This is a genomic window from Bradyrhizobium sp. LB14.3 (genome assembly GCF_040547985.1).
Taxonomy (GTDB): domain Bacteria; phylum Pseudomonadota; class Alphaproteobacteria; order Rhizobiales; family Xanthobacteraceae; genus Bradyrhizobium.
Genome location: NZ_JBEPQT010000021.1, coordinates 43,610 through 64,510, shown reverse-complemented (window position 1 = coordinate 64,510; position 20,901 = coordinate 43,610). Strand labels below are relative to the sequence as shown.

The following is a 20,901-nucleotide window of genomic DNA, read 5'->3' as shown; positions in this document are numbered from 1 at the left end:
CAGCCGCCGCCTTTTTGACCGCACTGCAATGGACCAAACGCGGCGGCAGTGCAACGCTGCACTGCAATGTTGACCATGGCGCGGCCAACCGCCTACTGATTTCATCCTGTTCTCACCGAGCGAGTAACTTCCATGGATCTGCATCTGCGTGGTAAGCGCGTCCTGATCACGGGTGCGTCCAAGGGCATCGGCGCAGCCGCCGCCGAGGCCTTTGCCGAGGAAGGCTGCCATCTCCTCCTCGCCGCCCGCAATGGCGATCAGCTCAAGGCGCTGGCCGAGCGCCTGCGCTCCGCCCATCAGATCGATGCCGCGACGAGCATTGTCGATCTGCGCAAGACTGAGGATTTGGCGCGGCTGGCGAAGGAGGCCGCCGACATCGACGTGCTCGTCAACAATGCAGGCGACATTCCCGGCGGCTCCATCGACAAGATCGACGAGGCGACCTGGCGGCACGCCTGGGAATTGAAAGTGTTCGGCTACATCAACCTCACGCGCATGATCTATGCGCAGATGAAGGCGAAGGGCGGCGGCGTGATCGTCAACGACATCGGCGCCGCCGGCGAGAAGTTCGACGCCAACTACATTTGCGGCAGCGCCGGCAATGCCGCGCTGATGGCCTTCACCCGCGCGCTCGGGGGCAAGAGCCTCGCCGACAACATCCGCGTGGTCGGCATCAATCCCGGCCCGGTCGGCACCGACCGTCACGTCACCCTGCTGAAGACGCGGGCAAAGCACCAGTTCGGCGACGAGAGCCGCTACAAGGAATTCCAGAAGAGCCTGCCGCTCGGCAGGCCGGCGCATGCCCGCGAGATCGGCGACCTCATGGCGTTCCTGGCGTCGGATCGCGCCGGCTATACATCGGGCGTCATCTATACGGTGGATGGCGGCATCAGCGCGGGATGGGGTTGAGTTTTCTGTCATTGCGAGCGTAGCGAAGCAATCCAGAATCTTTCCGCGGACAGACTGGATTGCTTCGCTGCGCTCGCAATGACGGTTCAATAAGCACAGGAGTAAAATAATTGTCTCAGGATCTGATCCGCGAAACCGCCTGCGTCGTCGTTGACAAGCTGCGGTCCGGCGAGGTCTCGCCGCTGGAGCTGCTGGATGCGCTGGAGAAGCGCATCGGTGAAGTCGACGGCAAGGTCAATGCGCTGCCGACGCTGTGCTTCGATCGCGCGCGGGATAGCGCCAAGGCGCTGATGCAGAAGCCGGCCGGCGCGCGCGGATTGCTCGCAGGCCTGCCGGTGCCGATCAAGGACCTGACCGATGTTGCAGGCGTGCTGAACACCCAGGGCTCGCCGATCTACAAAAACAATATCCCAGCGAAGTCCGACCTCATGGTCGAGAACCTCGAAGCCAATGGTGCGGTCGTCTACGCCAAGTCCAACACGCCGGAATTCGGCGCCGGCGCCAACACCTTCAACGAGGTATTCGGCGCGACCCTCAACCCCTGGGACATTTCGAAATCCGCCGCCGGCTCCTCCGGCGGCGCGGCGGTGGCGCTCGCGACCGGCATGGCCTGGCTCGCACAGGGCTCGGACATGGGCGGCAGCTTGCGCAGCCCCGCGAGCTTCTGCGGGATCGTCGGCATGCGACCGAGCATCGGCCGCGTCGCGCACACGCCGAAAGCGGGCATCGACCGCAATCTCGGCGTGCAGGGCCCGATGGCACGCAATGTCGAAGACCTCGCGCTGCTCCTGGATGCCATGAGCGGCGATTATGCCGCCGACCCGCTGTCGCTGCCGGCGCCCGCGACCTCGTTCCTGACGGCCGCGCGGTCGGGCAAAAAGCCGAAGCGCATCGCCTACTCCGCTGATCTCGGCATCACCCCGGTCGACCCCGAAGTCAAGGCGCTCACGCGCAAGGCGGCGGAACGCTTTGCCGAAGCCGGTGCCATCGTCGAGGAGGCGCATCCGGATTGGCGCGAGGCGCATGAGTGCTTCCACGTGCTCCGCGCGTTCGACTTCGCGATCAGCAAGGCGCAGCTGCTCCGCACCAAGCGCGACCTGCTCAAGCCCGAGGTGATCTGGAACATCGAGGAAGGTCTCAAGCTCACCGTCGAGCAACTCGAGCGCGCCGAAGCGCAGCGCGTCGGCATGACCGCCCGTGCGGTCGAGTTCTTCCAGACCTACGATCTGCTGCTGGTACCGACCACGATCGTGCCGCCGTTCCCGATCGAGAACCGCTACGTCGCCGAATGCGCGGGCAAGAGGTTCGACAATTACGTCGAATGGCTCGGCATCGTCTACGCCATCACGCTCGCTTGCTGCCCGGCGTTGTCGCTGCCGTGCGGCTTCACGGCGTCGGGCCTGCCGGTTGGTGTGCAGGTGGTCGGCGCGCCCCGGAGCGACGCTGACGTGCTCGCGGGCGCGAAGGTGCTGGAGGATATTCTGGGTCTGCGGGGCACGACGCCGATTGATCCAAAAGTGAAGAAGTAACTTCTCGAGCCCCGGACGAGCGGCAGCGCTGACGCGTTGCACCTCGTCCGGGGCACGAGATATCTAGCCCGCGCGCGTCGCCTCCAAACTCCGGCTATACCGCGACATCGCGAAGCAGAAGACAAAATAGATGGCGGCGACGAAGATGTAGACTTCGACGGAGAATTGCTGCCACGCGGGATCGATGATCGCGGTCTTCGCCGTCGTCAGCAGGTCGAAGATACCGATGATCAGGACGAGGCTGGTGTCCTTGAAGAAGGCGATGAAGGTGTTGACCAGCGGCGGGATGACGTGGCGGATCGCCTGCGGCAGGACGATCAGCCGGTTCTTGCGCCAATAGGACAACCCCAGCGCATCAGCGGCCTCATACTGTCCGCTCGGCACGGCCTGAAGGCCGCCGCGGATGACTTCGGCAAGATAGGCACCGGCGAACAGGATGATCGCGATCTGCGCGCGCAAGAGCTTGTCGATATTGAATCCGGCAGGCATGAACAGCGGAAACATCACGCTCGCCATGAACAACAGACTGACCAGCGGCACGCCGCGGATCAGCTCGACATAGAGCACGCTGAGCGAGCGGATTGCCGGCAGCTTCGAACGACGGCCGAGGGCAACCAGGATGCCGAGCGGGAAGCCGAACGCGAGACCGAACGTCGCCAGGATCAGCGTCACCGGCAAGCCGCCCCAACGGTCCTGCGAGACGAACGACAAACCGAACACGCCGCCCCACATCAGCACGCTGATCAGCGCCAGCGCTCCGATCCAGAGATAGGCCAGTTCGCGCCGCCATAAGGCGCGGCGGGTGGAGAGATAGAACAGGGCGATGAAGAGCAGCACCGCCAGCGCCGGCCGCCACTGCTGGTCGAACGGATAGGTGCCAAACAGGATGAAGCGGTACTTTTCGGGTATGATCGCCCAGCACGCACCGACGCCGCGCACTGCGCGGCAGGCACTGGAATCGTTCGCCGGCGTCAACCAGACTGCGTTCGCGATTCCCCACAGCACTAAGCTGAAGACACCCTTGGCGAGCACCGCCAGCAGCACGACTGAGAGGATGCCGTTCGGAATCGACGAGAACAAATTGGTGCGCAGCCAGCGCAGCACCGGGTTGCCGATTTGCGGGCGACGGGCGGCGCGCGGTGCTTCCGGAATGTCGGCGATCGCCGTCATGATCAGCGCTCCACCAGCGCGATGCGCGAATTGTACCAGTTCATGAAAAAGCTGATGCCGAGGCTGATGGTGAGGAACACCGCCATGATCAAAGCAATCGCCTCGATCGCCTGGCCCGTCTGGTTCAGCGTGGTGTTGGCGATCGAGACCACGTCCTGATAGCCGATCGCCACCGCGAGCGAAGAGTTCTTGGTCAGGTTGAGGTACTGGCTCGTCATCGGCGGCACGATCACGCGCAACGCCTGCGGCAGGATGATCTGCCGCAGCATGAAGCTGCGGCGGAGACCCAGCGCATTGGCGGCATCCCACTGGCCGCGCGGCACCGACTGGATGCCGCTGCGCACGATCTCGGCGATGAAGGCCGAGGTATAAGTGACGAGCGCGATCACGAGCGCAAAATATTCCGGCGCGAGCGTCAGTCCACCGACGAAGTTGAAGCCGCGCAACTCGGGCCATTCGATGATCCAGGATACGCCGAGCAGTGCGGACACGAGCGCCGGCAGCACGACAATGAAGCCAAGCGCGAAAGGCCAGGCCGGCCGTGGCTTGCCGTCGCGCATCTGCAGTGAGATCAGCCGTCGCTGGATGACATAGAACACGACAAGCCCGAGCACTGCTGTGCCGAGCACCCAAAGCTGCGGCTTCCCGGTTGGAATCGCCGGCAGGATCAAGCCCCGATTGGAGAGGAACACGCCATCGATCGGCCGAAACGCCGCGCGTGCGGCCGGCAGTGCCTGCATCAGCACATACCAGAACAAAAGCTGGAGCAGCAGCGGGATATCGCGGAGCGTTTCCACATAGACAGCGGCAAGCCTCGACACCAACCAGTTCGCGGACAAGCGCGAAATACCGATCAGCGTACCCAAAATGGTTGCGAGCACGATGCCAATTACGGCAACACGCAAGGTGTTGGCGATGCCGACGACGAAGGCCCAGAGATATGAGTCTCTTGGATTGTAGGCGAGCGGGCTGTCGGCGATGGGCATGCCAGCCTCACGGCCGAGGAACGCAAATCCGGTCGTGATGCGGCGCGCGGAGAGATTGGTGACCGTGTTGGACCAGAGGAAGACGATGACCGCGACCGCGATCCCGACCACCAGGACCTGCCAGAACAGGCCTTTCAGCTCGCGTCGCCCGAAAGCGCCGAACAAGCGGCGGCGCGGCGGCGGTCTCGGAGCGTCTGACGTCACAGCACAAAAATCCTTCTCAAGACGGGCGATTTCCGGCGGCGCACGTCAACTGTTGCACCAAACTCTACTTCGTGCAACAAATGTTTCATGGCCGAGCCCGCGAAATCCTCGCCGTTGAGCGAACTGCGCATTGCATTGCCGTCGCTCCCGATGCGGTTGCAGGAGGTCGGGCGTTTCGTCGCCGCCAATGATTACGACGCCACCACGCGTTCGATGCGCGATCTCGCAGCGGTTGCCGGCGCCGATCCGGCCGCGTTCACGCGGCTTGCGAAAGCGATCGGCTATTCGGGCTGGGACGAATTGCGCGCGGCGCTGACCGAGGCGCGGCGGCCCTCGCAGATCGCGCCCTTCTCCGGCCGCGCCAAGAGCCGCCGTCACGGCCCGAACGCCGATGTCGCGCTCGTCACCGACAAGCTCGAGGCCGAGGCCGCTGGCCTTCCGCGCATTCGGGCCCAGCCGATCGCGGAAGCGGCCCGCGCACTTCACGACGCCAAGCGGATCTGGATCACAGGCTACCGGAGCTGCCGCAGCGTCGCGGAGCTGCTGAACTACGAGCTCCGGCTGTTTCGTCCCGAACAGGTGCAACTCGTCGGTGCGTCGGGCCCCGACGATCTCGACCTCGGCGCGTTCCGGCCCGGCGAAGCCGCCATCGTCATCGGCTTCATGCCCTACACACATGCGAGCGTCCGGGTCGCGCAGGCCGCCTATCGTGCCGGCGCGACCCTGATCGCGATCGCGGATAGCCCATCGGCGCCGATGGTCGAAGGCGCCGACCACGTGCTGCTGTTCGAGGCGGCCTCCTCTCCCGGCTTTTTCCCGAGCCTCACCGGTGCCATTGCGATCGCGCAATCGCTCGCTGCCGTGACATTTTCGCTCGGCGGCGCGGCCGCAAAGAAGCGCCTGGAAAATACCGAGGCGCGACTGGCCGCGGCCTCCACTTACGTTCCAGAGAAAGGTTGACCCATGGCCGCTCGCACCAGCCGCGTGCTGCACCGTTCGTTGCGCGAAACGCCGCCCAAGGCGATCGGCGGCGAAGGCGTCTATCTCCTGGCCGAGGACGGACGCCGCGTGATCGACGCATCCGGCGGTGCGGCGGTGTCCTGCCTGGGCCATCAGCATCCGCGCGTGATCGCAGCGATAGCGAAGCAGGCCTCGACGCTGGCCTATGCGCACACCGCTTTCTTCTCCTCCGAGCCGGCCGAGGCGCTGGCCGAACTGCTGGTCGGCCACGAGCCCGGCGGCCTCGCTTATGCTTATTTCGTCAGTGGCGGATCGGAGGCAATCGAGGCCAGCATCAAGCTCGCGCGGCAATATTTCATCGAGCGTGGCGAGCCGCAGCGGCAGCATTTCATCGCACGGCGCCAGAGCTATCACGGCAACACGCTGGGCGCGCTGGCCGCCGGCGGCAATGCGTGGCGGCGTGCGCCCTATGCGCCGCTGCTCTCCGACGCTTTCAGCCATGTGACCCCGGCCTTCGCCTATCACGAGAAACACGATGGTGAATCAGATGCGCAGTTTGTGGCGCGCCTCGCCGCCGAACTTGAAGCCGAGTTTCAGCGGCTCGGCCCTGAGACCGTCGCGGCGTTCCTCGCCGAGCCCGTCGTCGGCGCGACCGCCGGTGCGGTGACGGCGCCGGACGGATACTTCAAAGCGGTCCGCGAGATCTGCAATCGACATGGCGCGCTGCTCATCCTTGATGAGGTCATGTCCGGCATGGGCCGCACCGGCACCACGCATGCATGGGAACAGGAAGGCGTCGCGCCCGACATCCAGGCGATCGCGAAGGGCCTCGGCGGCGGCTACCAGCCGATCGGCGCGATGCTTGCCAGCGGAAAGATCATCGACACGATCCGTGCGGGCTCCGGTGCGTTTCAGCACGGCCATACTTATCTCGCGCATCCCCTCGCCTGCGCCGCCGCACTCGAGGTGCAAAACGTGATCCGCGAGGACGGCCTGCTCGAACGCGTCAAGGAGCGCGGCAAGGAGCTCGAGCAGCGGCTGACCGAGCGCTTCGGCAACCACCGCCATGTCGGCGACATCAGGGGTCGCGGGCTGTTCTGGGCGATCGAGCTCGTCGCCGATCGCGCCGGCCGCAGCTCGTTCGATCCGGCATTGAAGCTGAACCAGAAGATCAAGGCGGAGGCCTTTGCCAACGGGCTCGGCTGCTATCCCGGCGGCGGCACCGTGGACGGGGTCCGCGGCGACCACGTGCTGCTGGCACCGCCCTATATAACTTCGGCTGACGAGATCGACCTGATCGTCGACAAGCTCGGCACCGCCGTCGACCACGTGTTGCGTAGTGTCAATCATTGAGGGGAGAGTAACATGATGAGGAAAGTGGTTATCGCAGCGAGCGTGCTCGCGGCATCGACGGTGGTCGCATCGGCCGCGACGCTCGACACGGTGAAGAGTCGCGGCACGCTGATATGCGGTGTCAGCGCCGGCTTTGCCGGCTTCTCCGCGCCGGACTCGCAAGGCAATTACAAGGGTCTCGACGTCGATTATTGCCGCGCGCTCGCCGCCGGCGTGCTCGGCGACGCCAGCAAGGTGCGTTACGTCTCGCTGACCGCGCAGAACCGCTTCACCGCGCTCCAGTCCGGCGAGATCGACGTGCTCTACCGCAATTCCACGCAGACCTATCTGCGCGGCGTGACGCTGGGCCTGCGGCAGGGCCCAATCAACTTCTACGACGGCCAGGGCTTTGTCGTGAAGAAGGACCTCGGCGTGAAGGAGATCAAGGATCTCAAGGGCGCCACCGTCTGCGTCGCCCAGGGCACCACGCATGAGGTCACGCTCGGCGATTACGGCCGCGCCAACGGCATCGACTGGAAACCGCTGGTGTTCGACCGCGTCGACACGATGTACCAGACCTTCTTCGGCGGCCGTTGCGATGCCATGACCCAGGACGCTTCCGCGCTCGCAGGTGCCGTGACGACCGCGGCGCCGAATCCCGCCGACTACGTCGTGCTACCGCAGACCATCAGCAAGGAGCCGCTCGGCCCCTTCACCCGGAACGGCGATGAGGTCTGGAGCGACATCATCACCTGGCTGCATTACGGGCTGATCGAGGCCGAAGAGCTTGGCGTCACGCAAGCCAATGTCGACGAGATGGCGAAGTCGCAGACACCGGCGATCCAGCGCCTTCTGGGCGCCTCCGGCGATCTCGGCTCGCGGCTCGGGCTCGACAATAAATGGCTGGTCACGGCAATCAAGGCCACCGGCAATTACGGCGAGATCTACGAGCGCAATGTCGGCAAGGCGAGCCCGCTCAAGCTCGAGCGCGGCCTCAACGGCCTCTGGAGCAAGGGCGGCTTGATGTATGCGGTGCCGTTCAAGTAAAGGCCTCGCGTGTCCCGGACGGGCCGCAGCGTGCAACGCTGCTGCGCGTCCGGGACCTCGCCGCCACAATGGGCCCCGGCTCTGCCGCGCAATACTGCGCATTGCGCTGCGTCCGGAGCACGCCCCCCATCGGGTAACGTTCAATGACGACGTCTCCTCGCATCGCCCTGATCCATGCCCTCAAGCATTCTGTCGCCCCGATCGAGGCGGCGTTCGCGAAGGCGTGGCCAGAGGCGCGGCTCATGAACCTGCTCGACGACAGCCTGTCGGCTGATCTCGCGCGTGACGGCAAGCTCAACAATGCCATGACCGAGCGCTTCCTTGCGCTCGGCGACTACGCCGCGGCGACCAGCGCGGATGCGATCCTGTTCACCTGCTCGGCCTTCGGTCCCTGCATTGAGGCGGTTGCGCGCGCGCATGCGCCGATGCCGGTGCTCAAGCCGAACGAAGCCATGATCGAACGGGCGGTGACGATGGGCCAGCGGATCGGCCTGCTCTCGACCTTCCCGCCCACGCTGGCCTCGATGCCGCCGGAATTTCCGGCCTCCGTCAAGATCGTGCCGAAACTTGCCGAAGGCGCGCTGGACGCGCTCGACCGCGGCGACCGCGCGACACATGACCGGCTGATCGTGGAAGCCTCACGTGACTTACGCGATTGCGACGTCGTCGCGCTCGCGCAGTTCAGTATCGCGGCGACGGCGCCTCTCGTGGCGGAGGCTACCGGCCGCCCTGTCGTGACCACGCCTGACAGCGCCGTCGAGAAGCTGATGAAGCTGTTGGTGGTGAAGGCTTAAGTGCCAGCCTTTTTCCGGCGCCGCGCGGCCTTGATCGCCGCCGCAAGCGCTGCCTTCGTTTCGCTGACAAAATCCTCCACCAGCTCCTCGCGCGTGGCATGCGCCGCCTCACCGGTGAACAGGCCCTGCTCTGCCAGCATCACCACGCCGTGCAGCGCCGCCCAGATCTTGAGCGCGTGCCGCTCTCGCAAATAGCCGACCGCGGGCGCTTCAAGAGCTTCCACCACGAGCGCAAATGTCTCGTGCGTGGCCTCGCGCAACTCGCTGCCCTTGGGCGCGCAGGACACAGTGCGCGAAGCGAACATCAACCGGTAGATGCCACTGCGGTGCAGACCGAAATCGAGCGTCGCCTGCGCCAGCCGCGATAATTTCGATTGCTTCGACGGCTTTGCCATCGCGGCCCGCAAAATCGCGCTGAGCTGCCGGAACGCCTGCGCCGTCACCGCCTCAAGCAGCGCCTCGCGATCGGCAAAATGCCGGTAGGGCGCCGGCTGGGAGACGCCGAGCTGTTTTGCAAGCGCCTTGATGCTGATCGCCTCCGTTCCGCCCTGCTCCGCCTCGCGCAGCGCAGCCTTGATCAGGGCGTCCCGGAGATCGCCATGGTGGTAGGTGTTCTCGGGTTTTCGGGCAAGTTGTGAACGCATGTTGCGCAGAGCCTATAAGTTTGTGCTTGACAGGGGAAGCCTGCCACGAATGTAATAGGCTATAACTTAGAAGAAGCGGCAATGCCGCGACAAAATTGACAAGAGGAACGCGCACCCTTCGGGTTCACGCGCGCACGACCGAGGAAAGCCGCCATGACAGAGCGACTGAGGATTCACGTCGATCCCGACAAATGCCAGGGGCACGCGCGCTGCAAGGCGCTGGCGCCGGAGCTGTTCGAGCTCGACGAATACGGCAACGCCCACGAGGCCGGCGACGGCACGGTCCCCCCCGGCCTCGAAGACAAGGCCTGGCTTGCCAAATCCAATTGTCCGGAAATCGCAATCGACGTGATCGAGGAGTAGCGCACCGCCTGCCGCCCCGCGTGCCTTCTTGAACACGAGCCCCTAGGGATTCACTGATATGTCCGACGTCAGCCAACCCGCCGCCCATCCGCCCGTGACCGATTGGGTCCATGATTTCGACCACACCGATCCGCAATGGACGGAAGATCCCTTCCCGATCTGGGACGAGCTACGCGCCGCAGGCCCGGTCGTGCACACCGAACGTTTTCTCGGCTGTTACATGCCGACGACCTATGAGGCCGTACGCGAGATCGCCAACGACAGCGAGCATTTCTCCTCGCGCCGGATCATCGTCCGCGACGTGCGGCCGGAAATCACCAGCAGGAACTCCGCCCCGCCGATCACCTCCGATCCGCCGGTGCACAAGCCCGCCAAGCAATTGCTTCTGCCGCCGTTCACGCCGGACGCGATGAAGAAGCTGGAGCCGCGGATGCGCGCGATCTGCAACGAGTTGATCGACGGATTCATCGCCGAACGTCGGCTAGACGCGGCGGAGCGCTACACCAAGCACATTCCGGTGCGGGCAATCGCGCACATGCTCGGCATTCCTGAGTCCGACAGCGATCTCTTCATCAAATGGATCCACATGATCCTGGAGCTCGGCATCAAGGACGAGACCATGCTGCTTCAGGCCGTGCACGAGATGAGCGCTTACTTCGGCGCCCACATCGAGGCCCGCAAGAACAAGCCGACCGACGATCTGATCTCCTACCTGATGAACGCCAAGGACAAGGAAGGCAATCCGCTCGAGGATTCCCACGTGCTGGGCTCGCTGCGACTGCTCCTGATCGCCGGCATCGACACCACCTGGAGCGCGATCGGCTCCTCACTCTGGCACCTCGCCCGGACGCCCGCCGATCGCGAGCGACTGATTGCCGAGCCCGAGCTGATCCCGAACGCGGTGGAGGAGCTGCTGCGCGCCTATTCGCCGGTGACGATGGCGCGCGAAGTGGTCAAGGAGACCACGATCTCGGGCTGCCCGGTCAAGCCAGGCAACATGGTGCTGCTGTCCTTCCCGGCCGCGAACCGCGACCCAAAGATTTTTCCGGATGCTGACAAGGTCGTGATTGACCGCCGCGAGAACCGCCATGCCGCCTTCGGCCTCGGCATCCACCGCTGCGTCGGCTCGAACCTTGCGCGCATGGAGATGCAGGTTGCGCTGGAGGAATGGCTGAAGCGAATTCCGGACTTCGCCCTCGATCCGGCAGGCACGGTGACCTGGTCACAGGGAACCGTCAGAGGCCCCCGCCAGTTGCCATTTTTGCTTGGAAAGGCGATGTAGACCTTTCCAAACAGCGATACGAAGAGGCCGGACGTGACCGAGCAAGCAATCAAACCGGCCTCCGACCACATTGACATCTCCGACGCCAAGCGCCGGATCAAGGCGATCTTCATCGGTTCGATCGGCAATCTCGTCGAGTGGTACGACTTCTACGCCTATACCGCGTTCGCGCTCTATTTCGCTCCCGCCTTCTTTCCCGGCAGCGATCCCGTCGTGCAGCAATTGAATGTCGCCGTGGTATTCGCGGCGACGTTCCTGATGCGCCCGCTGGGCGGCTGGTTGTTCGGCTATATCGCCGATCATTACGGACGGCGCATTTCGCTGACGCTGTCGGTCGTCTTCATGTGCTTCGGCTCGCTGATCATCGCGTTGACGCCGACCTATGCCTCGATCGGCTTTGCCGCACCGGTGATCCTGGCGCTGGCCCGCATCATCGAGGGCCTGAGCCTCGGCGGCGAGTACGGCGCCAGCGCGACCTATCTCAGCGAGGTCGCTGATCCCAAACGTCGCGGTTTCTATTCGAGCTTTCAGTACGTCACACTGATCGGCGGCCAGCTCACGGCGATCATCGTGCTGCTGCTTCTGCAAAAAGTCTTCCTCACGCCGGAGGAACTGAGAGCCTGGGGCTGGCGTATCCCGTTTGCGATCGGTGCGGCGCTCGCGATCTTTGCCGCAGTGATGCGGCGCGGCCTACATGAGACCGAAGCCTTCGAGGAAGCCAGGAAGGTTGTGAAGCCGACCGGCTCGCTTACCAACCTGCTGCGCTATCCCCGCGAACTGCTGCTGGTGGTCGGCCTGACCGCAGGCGGCACCGCGGCGTTCTACACCTTCACCACCTACATGCAGACGTTCGTGAAGCTTTCGGTCGGGCTGACCGAGGACCAGACCACCTTCGTGATCTTCGGCACGCTGATTTTCGCGACCATCCTGCAGCCAATCTATGGTGCGATCTCCGACAAGATCGGCCGCAAGCCGTTGCTGATCTTCTTCGGTGTCGCAGGCACGCTCGCAACCGTGCCGCTGCTGATGACGCTGAAGGAGACCAAGTCGCCGTTCATCGCGTTCATCCTGATCTGCGCGGCCTGGCTGTTCGTCGCCGGTTACACCTCGATCAACGCGGTGGTAAAGGCCGAGCTATTCCCGACCAATGTCCGCGCCCTCGGCGTCGGCCTGCCCTATGCGATCACGGTCTCGCTCTTCGGCGGCACGGCGCCGGCGATCGCACTCTATTTCAAGAGCATCGGGCGCGAGGAGTGGTTCTACTACTATCTCGCCAGCGTCATCTGCCTGTCGCTGATCATCTATTCCACCATGCGCGACACCAAGCACGCCTCCGCGATGCATCGCCACGAGTAGCTCATGGCCGAGGACAACGAGCCCCCCGACAGCAAGCTGACGCGCACCAAGGAAAAATGGGCGCGCGAAGGCCGCTTTTTGACCGGCAAGATCACGCGCCCGGAAGAGCAGCGCCTGCCGCCCGGCCAGCATCTGACAAAAGACTGGCCGGTGCTCGATCTCGGGGTCGTGCCGCCGGTTTCGCGCGAGCGCTGGCGGCTCGACGTCTACGGCGCAATCGAGCAGCCGGTGTTCTGGACCTTCGCCGAGTTCGCCGCCCAGAAGCAGGCGCAGTTCACTTCCGACATTCACTGCGTGACGACATGGTCGCGCTACGACAATGAATGGGAAGGGCTCGCGACCCGCGAGCTGCTCGCTGCCTGCCAGCCGCGCGAGGGCGCGCGCTTCGTGGTGCTGCATTCTTCTGACGGCTACACCACCAATCTTGCGCTGGACGACTTCGCCGCCGAGGATGCGCTCCTCGCTCATAGCTGGTCCGGCCAGCCATTGTCGGACGAGCATGGCGGCCCGGTGCGGCTGGTCGTGCCGCATCTGTATTTCTGGAAGAGCGCCAAATGGCTCCAGGCCATCGAATTCCTGACCGAGGATGCGCCGGGCTTTTGGGAAGTCCGCGGCTATCATAACCGCGGCGATCCCTGGGCCGAACAGCGCTATTCAGGCGATTAGGTTCAAGCAAGAACGAGGAAAGCCCATGCCGACAGAGCGCTTTCAATTCACCGGCGAAGGCGGCCATCAACTTTCGGCCGCGCTGGAGCTACCCGACGGCGAGCCCGCGGCCTTCGCGCTGTTCGCGCATTGCTTCACCTGCGGCAAGGACACGCTGGCCGCCAAGCGCATCTCGGTCGCGCTCGCCGCCAAAGGCATCGCCGTGCTGCGCTTCGACTTCACCGGGCTCGGCTCCAGTGAGGGGGATTTCGCCAATTCGACCTTTTCCTCCAACGTGGCCGATCTCGTGCGCGCGGCGGATCATCTGCGTCGCGTCCGAAAGGCACCGTCCATCCTGATCGGTCACAGCCTCGGCGGCGCCGCGATCCTCGCGGCAGCCGGACACATTCCGGAAGCCAAGGCGGTTGCGACCATCGCGGCACCATCCGATCCCGCCCACGTCACCGGTCTGTTCAAAGAGCATATCGACACCATCCGTGCGCAGGGTGAGGTCGAAGTCTCGCTCGCGGGACGCCCGTTCCGGATCAAGCGCGAATTCCTCGACGACATCGCCGAGCACGAGCTGATGAAGGACGTCACCGGCCTGCACAAGGCCCTGCTGGTCATGCATTCTCCGGTTGACGATACCGTCGGCATCGACAATGCGACGAGGCTCTTTGTCTCGGCCAGGCATCCCAAGAGCTTCGTCTCGCTCGACCATGCCGATCATCTCCTGACCAAGCCATCCGACGCCCTCTACGCGGCCGACCTGATCGCGGCTTGGGCGAGCCGGTACATCGACACAGCCAAACCCGCGAAGGCGATGGATCTCCCTGAGGCACCGCGCCAGGTCGTGGTGCAGGAGACCCGCAAGAGCAAATTCAACCAGACCATCTCCGTCGGTCCGCATCGCCTGATCGCGGACGAGCCGGTCGCCGCCGGCGGCGAGGATGCCGGTCCTGGTCCCTATGATTTCCTGCTTGCCGGTCTCGGCGCCTGCACCTCCATGACCATGCGCCTTTATGCCGACCGCAAGTCGCTGCCGCTCGATCGTGTCACCGTCACGTTGAAACATTCCAAGATCTACGCAAAAGACTGTGCGGAGTGCGAGACACGCGATGGCATGCTCGACCAGATCGAGCGCGACATCGCGATGGACGGCACACTCGATCCCGAGCAGCGCAAGAAGTTGATGGAAATCGCCGACAAATGCCCGGTGCACCGGACCCTGACCTCGGAAATCCGCATCGTGACGAAGGCTGTGGACTAGCGCGCTAGAAGCACGACGCCATCGTCCGCAACGCCGCGGTGATCTCGCTTTCTCGCCAGGCTGCGAAGCCCAGCAGCAGGCCGTGATCGCAGGGACGGCCGAGCGCAAGGCTGGACAAAGCCCGCGTTTCAACCCCTGCCGCGACGAGCCGCTTTACCGCGGCCTGATCGGCCCGACCGCGCTTGAGGCGCGCGACGAGCTGGATGCCGCCCGGGGGCACTTCGACCGAGAGAACCTCGCCGAGATGACGCTCCAATCCCTCGACGAGGTGATCGCGGCGGACGTGATAGAGCCGGCGCATCCGGCGCAGATGCGCCAGGAAATGCCCGTCGGCAACGAATTCAGCCAGCGCTTCCTGGATGTGGCTCGCGGCGATCAGCCCGATGTGCCGCTGTGCGATTTCCAGGGTGTTGACCAGTGCCGAGGGAACGACGAGATAGCCGAGCCGGATATCCGAGGTCATCGCCTTCGAGAACGTGCCGACATAGAACACGCGGCCATGGGCATCGAGCCCCTGCAAGGCCGGCACCGGCCGGCTGTCATAATGGAATTCCCCGTCGTAATCGTCCTCCACAATCCAGGTCTTGCCGGGCCTGCTCAGGCCAAGAAATTCGGTGCGGCGCGAGAGTGACATCAGGCGGCCGGTCGGGTGCTGGTGCGACGGCGTCATGAAGATCAATTTCGGCGCCGCCAGTCCCGGAATCCGCTGCATGCCCTGTTCGTCCAGCCTCATCCCGACCACGCGCGCGCCGGATGCGCGGAAGGCCGCCGTGGCGCCGGGATAGCCGGGGTCCTCCACCCAGACGTCGTCGCCGGGCGTGATGACGGCAGCCGCAATCAAGGTCAGCGCAGCCTGCGCGCTCGGCAGAATCAGGATTTGATCCGCCTTGGCGCGAACGCCCCTGCTGGTCGCGAGATAATGCGCCAGCGCCTCGCGCAGGCGCGTCCGGTTGACCGGCCCGAGCTCGCGCTTGGCCGCGCGCACGGCGCTGCGGCGCAGGCAGCGCGCCCAGACCTCGTTCGGAAACTCCCTGAAATCGCCGTGTCCGGGACGCAAGGGTCTTAGTTGCGCCTGATACGACATCGGCCAGTCGGTCTGCGTGAGGCTCGAAGCCCAAGGTGAAAGCCGCGGCTTGCCGGCGCGCACGCGAGATGCAACGGCGTCCGTTTTCTCGATGCGCTCGCCGTCGACCGTGACCATCGGACGGCGCCCATGCGAGGCCTCGAGATATCCCTCGGCGGCAAGCTGCTCGAAGGCATAGGTGACGGTGTTGCGCGAGACGCCGAGATCGTTCGCAAGCCGGCGGCTCGACGGCAGCGTGCGGCCTTTGCCGAGACGGCCGGTCGCGATCAAGCTTCGGAGCTGGCTCGTCAGTTGAGCCACCAGCCCCTCCCCGTCAGCCCGCTTCAGATCGAGCAGGGCGGAGATCATGCCTTCCGAAACTGGCACCTTATTCCTCTACAATCTGGTACTTTTTCAGGCTCCAATTGATGCTATCCGCTGAACCGGACTGCTTCAAGGACCTCCACAATGAACTCCCTGTCACCCCGCGCGGCCGTTGGCCTGTTCCTCATCGTCGTGCTGGCCTGGGGCATAAACTGGTCGGTGACCAAGCAACTGGTGCAGTTCGTCCCGCCGCTGTGGAGCGCGGCGATCCGGAGCTGGATCGCGCTGATCGGTCTCGCCGCGATCCTCGGGCTGAGCAACAACCTGGTGATCCCGGACCGGCGTGACATTCCGGTCGTGCTCAGCGTTGCACTGCTGCACATGACGTTGTTTTCGGTTCTGGTTGCGTCGGGTCTGCGCTTCCTGCCCGCAAGCAAGGGCGTCGTGCTCGGCTACACCACGCCGCTCTGGGTCGCGCTCGCTGCACCCCTGCTCGGCAAGGACACTCTGACGGCGCCAAAGCTCGCCGGCGCGCTGCTCGGGCTGATCGGGCTTGTCGTCATCCTGAACCCGGCCTCGATCGACTGGACCAATGCCAACGTCGTGCTCGGCGCGGGCATGGTGATCCTGGCCGCGATCTCCTGGGCCGCGAACATCATCTATATCCGCGCGCATCGCTGGATTGCGTCCCCGCTCCAGCTCCTGATCTGGCAGGTGCTCGTGGCGACAATCGTGCTGTCAGTGAGCGCGACAATCGCGGATGGCCTGCCGCATGTGGAGTGGTCGTGGAGGCTCGTGTTGCTGTTCCTGTATTCGGGGCTGATCGGAACGGTGCTGGCCTACTGGGCGATGTCGATGGTGAACAAGAGCATCTCGGCCCTGACGACTTCGCTCGGTACGACCGCAACGCCGCTCGTCGGCATCGCCGGCGCCGCGATCCTGCTGGGTGAGCCGATCGACATGAGTCTTGTGATCGCGGCCGCGCTGATCGTCACCGGCATCGCTCTCGCGACGCTCGGCGATCGCCTGCTGCGCGGTCAGGCCACCGCGAGAGGCTGAACGCGCAGGACTCCGCGCAGGCCCGCCGTGGTGCCGAGCAGGATGCCGGCGACGGCGACGAACGAGCCCAGCGCGAGCGTCGACACGCCAGTGAGCCCTTGCCCGATCGAACAGCCGAAGGCCATCACGCCGCCGATGCCCATTAGGGCGGCGCCGCCCGCCGATCGCAGCATGTGGCGTGGCGAGGAATAGCCTTCGAGATGGAATCGGCCTGTGACAAGCGCGGTGACGAGACTGCCAGCGAGGACGCCGGCAATTGTCGCAATGCCGAAATTGAGCGACAGGCCGGTCGAGAGCATGGCGTATTGCAGCGCATCCGCGATCGGCGCGATGAAGGTGAGCGAGGTCACCGGCACCGGGTTGAAGTCATCCGCGCCGAGATAGCCGGTGACGAACCAGCCGCCGGCGACGAGGAGACCGACGATGGCACCGGCTGCGATCTGTCCGTGCGAACGCCGGAAAGGTGGGTGTGCGAAAGCAAACAGGATAAGCACAACGACGATGACAGCAGCAGCAATCGCGCGCGAAACCGCTTCTGCCGGACCGAACGTCGCCAACAGTGACGGCAGCGAATTCAGGTGGACCGTGGTTTGCGAGGCCTGCACCAGCGCGATGCGCGCCGGCGCGATCAGACCCTTGAGCGTCATCTGCGCGGCAATGGCCAGCACGACCACCACGACGAAGGAGCGGAGATTGCCGCGGCCGAGCAGCACCAGCGCCCGCGAGCCGCAACCGTTCGACAGCACCATGCCGTAGCCGAACAGCAGACCGCCGAGCAACAGCACCGGCACCGAAAAGGATTGTTGCAGATAGATCGATTTGCCGAGATCGACCATGCCGTTGCCGGCGAAGAATTGGCTCGCGGCGGTCGCAACCGCGATCGCCAGCGCATAGGTCCGCACCAGCCGCCCGTCCCCTTCCGCCAGCCAGCCGCGCATGCTGCTCATCAGGCAGAAGCCGCTGAGCAGTCCAACGGCGCCGTAAACGAGGCCAATGACGAGGCCGGCGAAGATGACAAGTTGGGTGGATGACTCCATGATCAAGGCTTCAGGATCACGCGATCACGCGACGAGCCGGCAACGGCGACATAGGCCTCCTTTGCGCGTTCGAGCGGATAGACGGCGTTTGCCTTGATCGGGAACGGCTTCAGGTGCCCGCTCGCAAAGCCCGGGCCGAGGTCACGCAGCACAGCGCCTGTCGCGGCCGACGGCAGGCCGAGCGTGTCGATGCCGACATAGGTGTGCTGCCCGCGGTAGAATTCGAGGATGTTGAACTGCACGATGCGGTCGATCGCTGCGATCAGGATCTGGCGGCCGCGAAGCGCGAGCGACTTGTGCGCCGCCTGGAAATAGGGATCGCCGACCGTGTTGAAGACGATGTCGGCGCCTTTACCATCGGTCAACTCGCGCACGCGCGTGGCGACATCGGTGGCGGAAGCGTCGATCACCTCGATCGCCGCGTTGGTATGGCCTTCATAAGCTTCCGCCTTGCGCACCACGCCGATGACGCACGCGCCCTGCCAGGTCGCGATTTGCACCGCCGCTTGACCGACCTTGCCGTTGACGCCGAACACCAGCACCGTTTCGGCGGGCTTTGGAATGCCGGCGCGGCGGAAGCCCTCCATGGCCGTGACGAAGGGCACGCCGATGCCGGCCGTCTCCTCCCAGGACAAGGTCTTCGGCTTGGCTACCACCGCGTCAGATTCAACGACGAGATGGCTGGCGTGGGTGCCGTCGCGGCGGATGCCGAGATCGCCGGAGGAGCCGAACACCTCGCGGCCGATCGTACCGGACGGCCCGTCGATCACCACGCCGGCGTAGTCGCGGCCGGGCGTGCGCGGGAAGACGGCATAAGGCATCAGCCCGGTCGCGGCCTTGACGTCGGACGGATTGACGGCGGCGGCCTTGACCTCAATCAGGAGATCATTCGGACCGCGCGTGAGTGTATGACGCTCGACGCCAGGGGCAAGCGTGGCGGCGTTCTCGGCCTTGGCATTGAGGCGCACGCAGAGCGCTTCGACGGCTTTGGCATCGGCTATGGACATCGAAAGACCCACGGGACTTCTCGCGGGCCTTGTCGCCTTTGGGGGCGGTCAAGTCAATCCTTCGGCCTCTTGTCATAGAGGCGCTTGGCCTTGCCGAGCGAGCGCTCCAGCGTGGCCGGCGCAACCACGCTCACCCTGGAGCTGATGCCGATGGTGTTCTTGATTTGGGTCGAGATCCGGCTCGCATGGTCCAGAAGACCCCGGCCGTCCCAACTCTCCGGCCGCGCCTCGGCAATGATGGTCAACTCGTCCATGCGGCCTTCGCGAGTCAGCTCCAGAATGAAATGCCCACCACACCAGTCGGTGGCGAGCAGAACCTCCTCGATCTGGGTCGGGAACAGATTGACGCCCCGCAGGATGATCATGTCGTCGGAACGGCCCGTGACCTTCTCCATCCGCCGCATGCCCGGCCGAGCCGTGCCCGGCAGCAGCCGCGTCAGGTCGCGGGTCCGATAGCGGATCACCGGAAATGCTTCCTTGGTGAGCGAGGTGAAGACCAGTTCGCCCTTCTCCCCGTCGGGCAGCACCGCACCAGTTTCCGGATCGATCACTTCAGGATAGAAATGATCCTCCCAGATGTGCAGGCCGTCCTTGGTCTCGATACATTCCTGCGCAACGCCGGGGCCGATCACCTCGGAGAGACCGTATATGTCGGTCGCGTCCATGTCGAAGGCGTCCTCGATCTCGCCGCGCATCGCGTTGGTCCAGGGCTCGGCGCCAAAGATGCCGACCTTGAGCGAGCATTGACGCGGATCGAGCTTCTGACGCTTGAACTCGTCGAGGATCGCCAGCATGTAGCTCGGCGTCACCGTGATGATGTCGGGCCGGAAGTCATTAATCAGCTGCACCTGCCGCTCGGTCATGCCACCGGAGATCGGCACCACGGTGCAGCCGAGCTTCTCCGCGCCATAGTGCACGCCTAGCCCGCCGGTGAAGAGACCGTAGCCATAGGCATTGTGGATGATCATGCCGGTGCGGCCGCCGGCAGCGCGGATCGAGCGCGCCATTACTTCCGACCAGGTGTCGATGTCGGCCTGCGTATAGCCAACGACGATCGGCTTTCCTGTCGTGCCGGAGGAGGCATGCACACGCACCAGTTTTTCACGGGGCACGGCAAACATGTTGAAGGGATAGTTGTCGCGCAGGTCCGTCTTCACCGTGAATGGAAATTTCGCGAGATCCGAGAGCTCGCGAAACTCCGACGGGTGCACGCCGGCCGTGTCGAAGGTCTTGCGATAATGCGCGACGTTGTCGTAGGCGTGCTTCAGCGACCAGGCCAGCCGCTGCGTCTGGAGCGCCATGATCTCGTCACGCGACGCGCGCTCATGCGCGTCCATTTCGGCGCGATAGGTGTTGCCACCTTCCTTGAGCCTCGTCAGAGCCATCCTCGTTTCCCCATATCATTGGTTTGTTCTTTTTCGTTATTGATCTTGCGCCGGCAGCCACGTACCGGGAATGACCCGCGAATGCCCGCGGAATTCCGCGATGACGGTATCGCCGGCGGTGATGCGCACGTCGTAAATGCCGGAGCGGCCGCCGCGGCTGACTTCGCACGCTTTTGCGACGAGGCGGTCGCCGAGCTCGCCGGGCTTGATGAAGGTGATCTGGCCTTGCGCGGCCACCACGCGTTCATTGTGCGAATTGCAGGCAAAGGCGAACGCGGAATCGGCGAGCGTGAAGATGAAGCCGCCATGGGCGATGCGCTGACCGTTGACCATGTCCGGCCGCACATTCATCGCCAGGGTCGCAAAACCCTGGCCGATCTCGACGATTTCCATGCCGAGGCCCTTTGAGGCATCGTCCTCCGCCCACATCGCATCGGCGCAGGCGCGGGCAACATCCTCAGGCGACAGGGCGGCTTTGACGTTCACGCGCATCTCCCGGCCAATTGCTTACCCGCAATGCTCTGCTGCTTGGCCA

General features: G+C 64.5%; 20 protein-coding genes. 12 read left to right on the top strand and 8 right to left on the bottom strand.

Annotated elements, in window-relative coordinates:
* Positions 1–132: 132 nt before the first annotated feature.
* Positions 133–909 carry an SDR family oxidoreductase gene (locus tag ABIB00_RS29120; protein ID WP_247441456.1) on the top strand — a complete coding sequence of 259 codons (777 nt, stop codon included), beginning with the start codon at positions 133–135 and terminating at the stop codon, positions 907–909.
* 110 nt (positions 910–1,019) lie between these two features.
* Positions 1,020–2,438 (top strand): amidase, encoded by a 1,419-nt coding sequence (locus ABIB00_RS29115; protein ID WP_247349748.1) that lies wholly within the window; start codon positions 1,020–1,022, stop codon positions 2,436–2,438.
* 63 nt (positions 2,439–2,501) lie between these two features.
* On the opposite strand, the gene ABIB00_RS29110 is transcribed toward ABIB00_RS29115, so the two are convergent.
* Together ABIB00_RS29110 and ABIB00_RS29105 are read right to left on the bottom strand one after the other, a co-directional pair.
* Positions 2,502–3,608: an amino acid ABC transporter permease gene (locus ABIB00_RS29110; RefSeq protein ID WP_247349747.1), complete on the bottom strand. Its 1,107-nt coding sequence runs from the start codon at positions 3,606–3,608 to the stop codon at positions 2,502–2,504.
* Between the two features lie 2 nt (positions 3,609–3,610).
* Positions 3,611–4,798, bottom strand: a complete 1,188-nt coding sequence (locus ABIB00_RS29105) for an amino acid ABC transporter permease (RefSeq protein WP_354106711.1) — start codon at positions 4,796–4,798, stop codon at positions 3,611–3,613.
* Positions 4,799–4,885: 87 nt separating this feature from the next.
* Between ABIB00_RS29105 and ABIB00_RS29100 the strand changes: the two genes are divergently transcribed.
* The 4 genes from ABIB00_RS29100 (at position 4,886) to ABIB00_RS29085 (ending at position 8,931) form a co-directional block, all read left to right on the top strand.
* Positions 4,886–5,758 (top strand): MurR/RpiR family transcriptional regulator, encoded by an 873-nt coding sequence (locus tag ABIB00_RS29100; RefSeq protein ID WP_354106710.1) that lies wholly within the window; start codon positions 4,886–4,888, stop codon positions 5,756–5,758.
* 3 nt (positions 5,759–5,761) lie between these two features.
* A complete protein-coding gene (locus ABIB00_RS29095) occupies positions 5,762–7,111 on the top strand; it encodes an aspartate aminotransferase family protein (RefSeq protein WP_354106709.1) in 1,350 nt (449 codons plus the stop codon).
* A 12-nt stretch (positions 7,112–7,123) separates the two neighbouring features.
* The gene (locus ABIB00_RS29090; protein ID WP_247349742.1) at positions 7,124–8,137 is read left to right on the top strand and encodes an amino acid ABC transporter substrate-binding protein; all 1,014 of its coding nucleotides are present in this window, start codon (positions 7,124–7,126) and stop codon (positions 8,135–8,137) included.
* A gap of 143 nt (positions 8,138–8,280) precedes the next feature.
* Positions 8,281–8,931: an aspartate/glutamate racemase family protein gene (locus ABIB00_RS29085; RefSeq protein WP_354106708.1), complete on the top strand. Its 651-nt coding sequence runs from the start codon at positions 8,281–8,283 to the stop codon at positions 8,929–8,931.
* Here ABIB00_RS29085 and ABIB00_RS29080 read toward each other — a convergent pair.
* Positions 8,928–9,575 (bottom strand): TetR/AcrR family transcriptional regulator, encoded by a 648-nt coding sequence (locus tag ABIB00_RS29080; RefSeq protein WP_354106707.1) that lies wholly within the window; start codon positions 9,573–9,575, stop codon positions 8,928–8,930. The two genes, ABIB00_RS29085 and ABIB00_RS29080, sit on opposite strands and share 4 nt — an antisense overlap.
* 153 nt (positions 9,576–9,728) lie before the next feature.
* On the opposite strand from ABIB00_RS29080, the gene ABIB00_RS29075 reads away from it, so the two are divergent.
* From ABIB00_RS29075 to ABIB00_RS29055, 5 genes are read left to right on the top strand one after another with little or no spacing between them, the layout of a single operon-like run.
* A complete protein-coding gene (locus ABIB00_RS29075; RefSeq protein ID WP_247349739.1) occupies positions 9,729–9,938 on the top strand; it encodes a ferredoxin in 210 nt (69 codons plus the stop codon).
* Between the two features lie 58 nt (positions 9,939–9,996).
* Positions 9,997–11,220: a cytochrome P450 gene (locus tag ABIB00_RS29070; protein ID WP_354106706.1), complete on the top strand. Its 1,224-nt coding sequence runs from the start codon at positions 9,997–9,999 to the stop codon at positions 11,218–11,220.
* A gap of 33 nt (positions 11,221–11,253) precedes the next feature.
* Positions 11,254–12,576 (top strand): MFS transporter, encoded by a 1,323-nt coding sequence (locus tag ABIB00_RS29065; RefSeq protein ID WP_354106705.1) that lies wholly within the window; start codon positions 11,254–11,256, stop codon positions 12,574–12,576.
* 3 nt (positions 12,577–12,579) lie between these two features.
* Positions 12,580–13,242: a sulfite oxidase-like oxidoreductase gene (locus tag ABIB00_RS29060; RefSeq protein ID WP_354106704.1), complete on the top strand. Its 663-nt coding sequence runs from the start codon at positions 12,580–12,582 to the stop codon at positions 13,240–13,242.
* A 25-nt stretch (positions 13,243–13,267) separates the two neighbouring features.
* On the top strand, positions 13,268–14,491 hold the full coding sequence (locus ABIB00_RS29055) for a bifunctional alpha/beta hydrolase/OsmC family protein (RefSeq protein WP_354106703.1): 1,224 nt from the start codon (positions 13,268–13,270) through the stop codon (positions 14,489–14,491).
* Between the two features lie 4 nt (positions 14,492–14,495).
* Here the strand turns inward: ABIB00_RS29055 and pdxR are convergent, their stop codons facing one another.
* Entirely contained in the window at positions 14,496–15,923 is a 1,428-nt protein-coding gene (pdxR, locus tag ABIB00_RS29050; protein ID WP_354106742.1) for a MocR-like pyridoxine biosynthesis transcription factor PdxR, read from the bottom strand.
* Positions 15,924–16,022: 99 nt separating this feature from the next.
* On the opposite strand from pdxR, the gene ABIB00_RS29045 reads away from it, so the two are divergent.
* Positions 16,023–16,937, top strand: a complete 915-nt coding sequence (locus ABIB00_RS29045) for a DMT family transporter (RefSeq protein WP_354106702.1) — start codon at positions 16,023–16,025, stop codon at positions 16,935–16,937.
* On the opposite strand, the gene ABIB00_RS29040 is transcribed toward ABIB00_RS29045, so the two are convergent.
* Genes ABIB00_RS29040 through paaI form a run of 4 tightly spaced genes read right to left on the bottom strand, consistent with a single transcriptional unit; the run spans position 16,916 to position 20,852 of the window.
* The gene (locus tag ABIB00_RS29040) at positions 16,916–17,974 is read right to left on the bottom strand and encodes a YeeE/YedE family protein (RefSeq protein ID WP_354106701.1); all 1,059 of its coding nucleotides are present in this window, start codon (positions 17,972–17,974) and stop codon (positions 16,916–16,918) included. The two genes, ABIB00_RS29045 and ABIB00_RS29040, sit on opposite strands and share 22 nt — an antisense overlap.
* Positions 17,975–17,976: 2 nt before the next feature.
* Positions 17,977–18,981 (bottom strand): quinone oxidoreductase family protein, encoded by a 1,005-nt coding sequence (locus ABIB00_RS29035; protein WP_354106700.1) that lies wholly within the window; start codon positions 18,979–18,981, stop codon positions 17,977–17,979.
* Positions 18,982–19,034: 53 nt separating this feature from the next.
* A complete protein-coding gene (paaK, locus tag ABIB00_RS29030) occupies positions 19,035–20,366 on the bottom strand; it encodes a phenylacetate--CoA ligase PaaK (RefSeq protein WP_354106699.1) in 1,332 nt (443 codons plus the stop codon).
* 36 nt (positions 20,367–20,402) lie between these two features.
* Positions 20,403–20,852, bottom strand: coding sequence for a hydroxyphenylacetyl-CoA thioesterase PaaI (paaI, locus tag ABIB00_RS29025; RefSeq protein WP_354106698.1), 450 nt, complete (start codon positions 20,850–20,852; stop codon positions 20,403–20,405).
* Between the last annotated feature and the right edge of the window lie 49 nt (positions 20,853–20,901).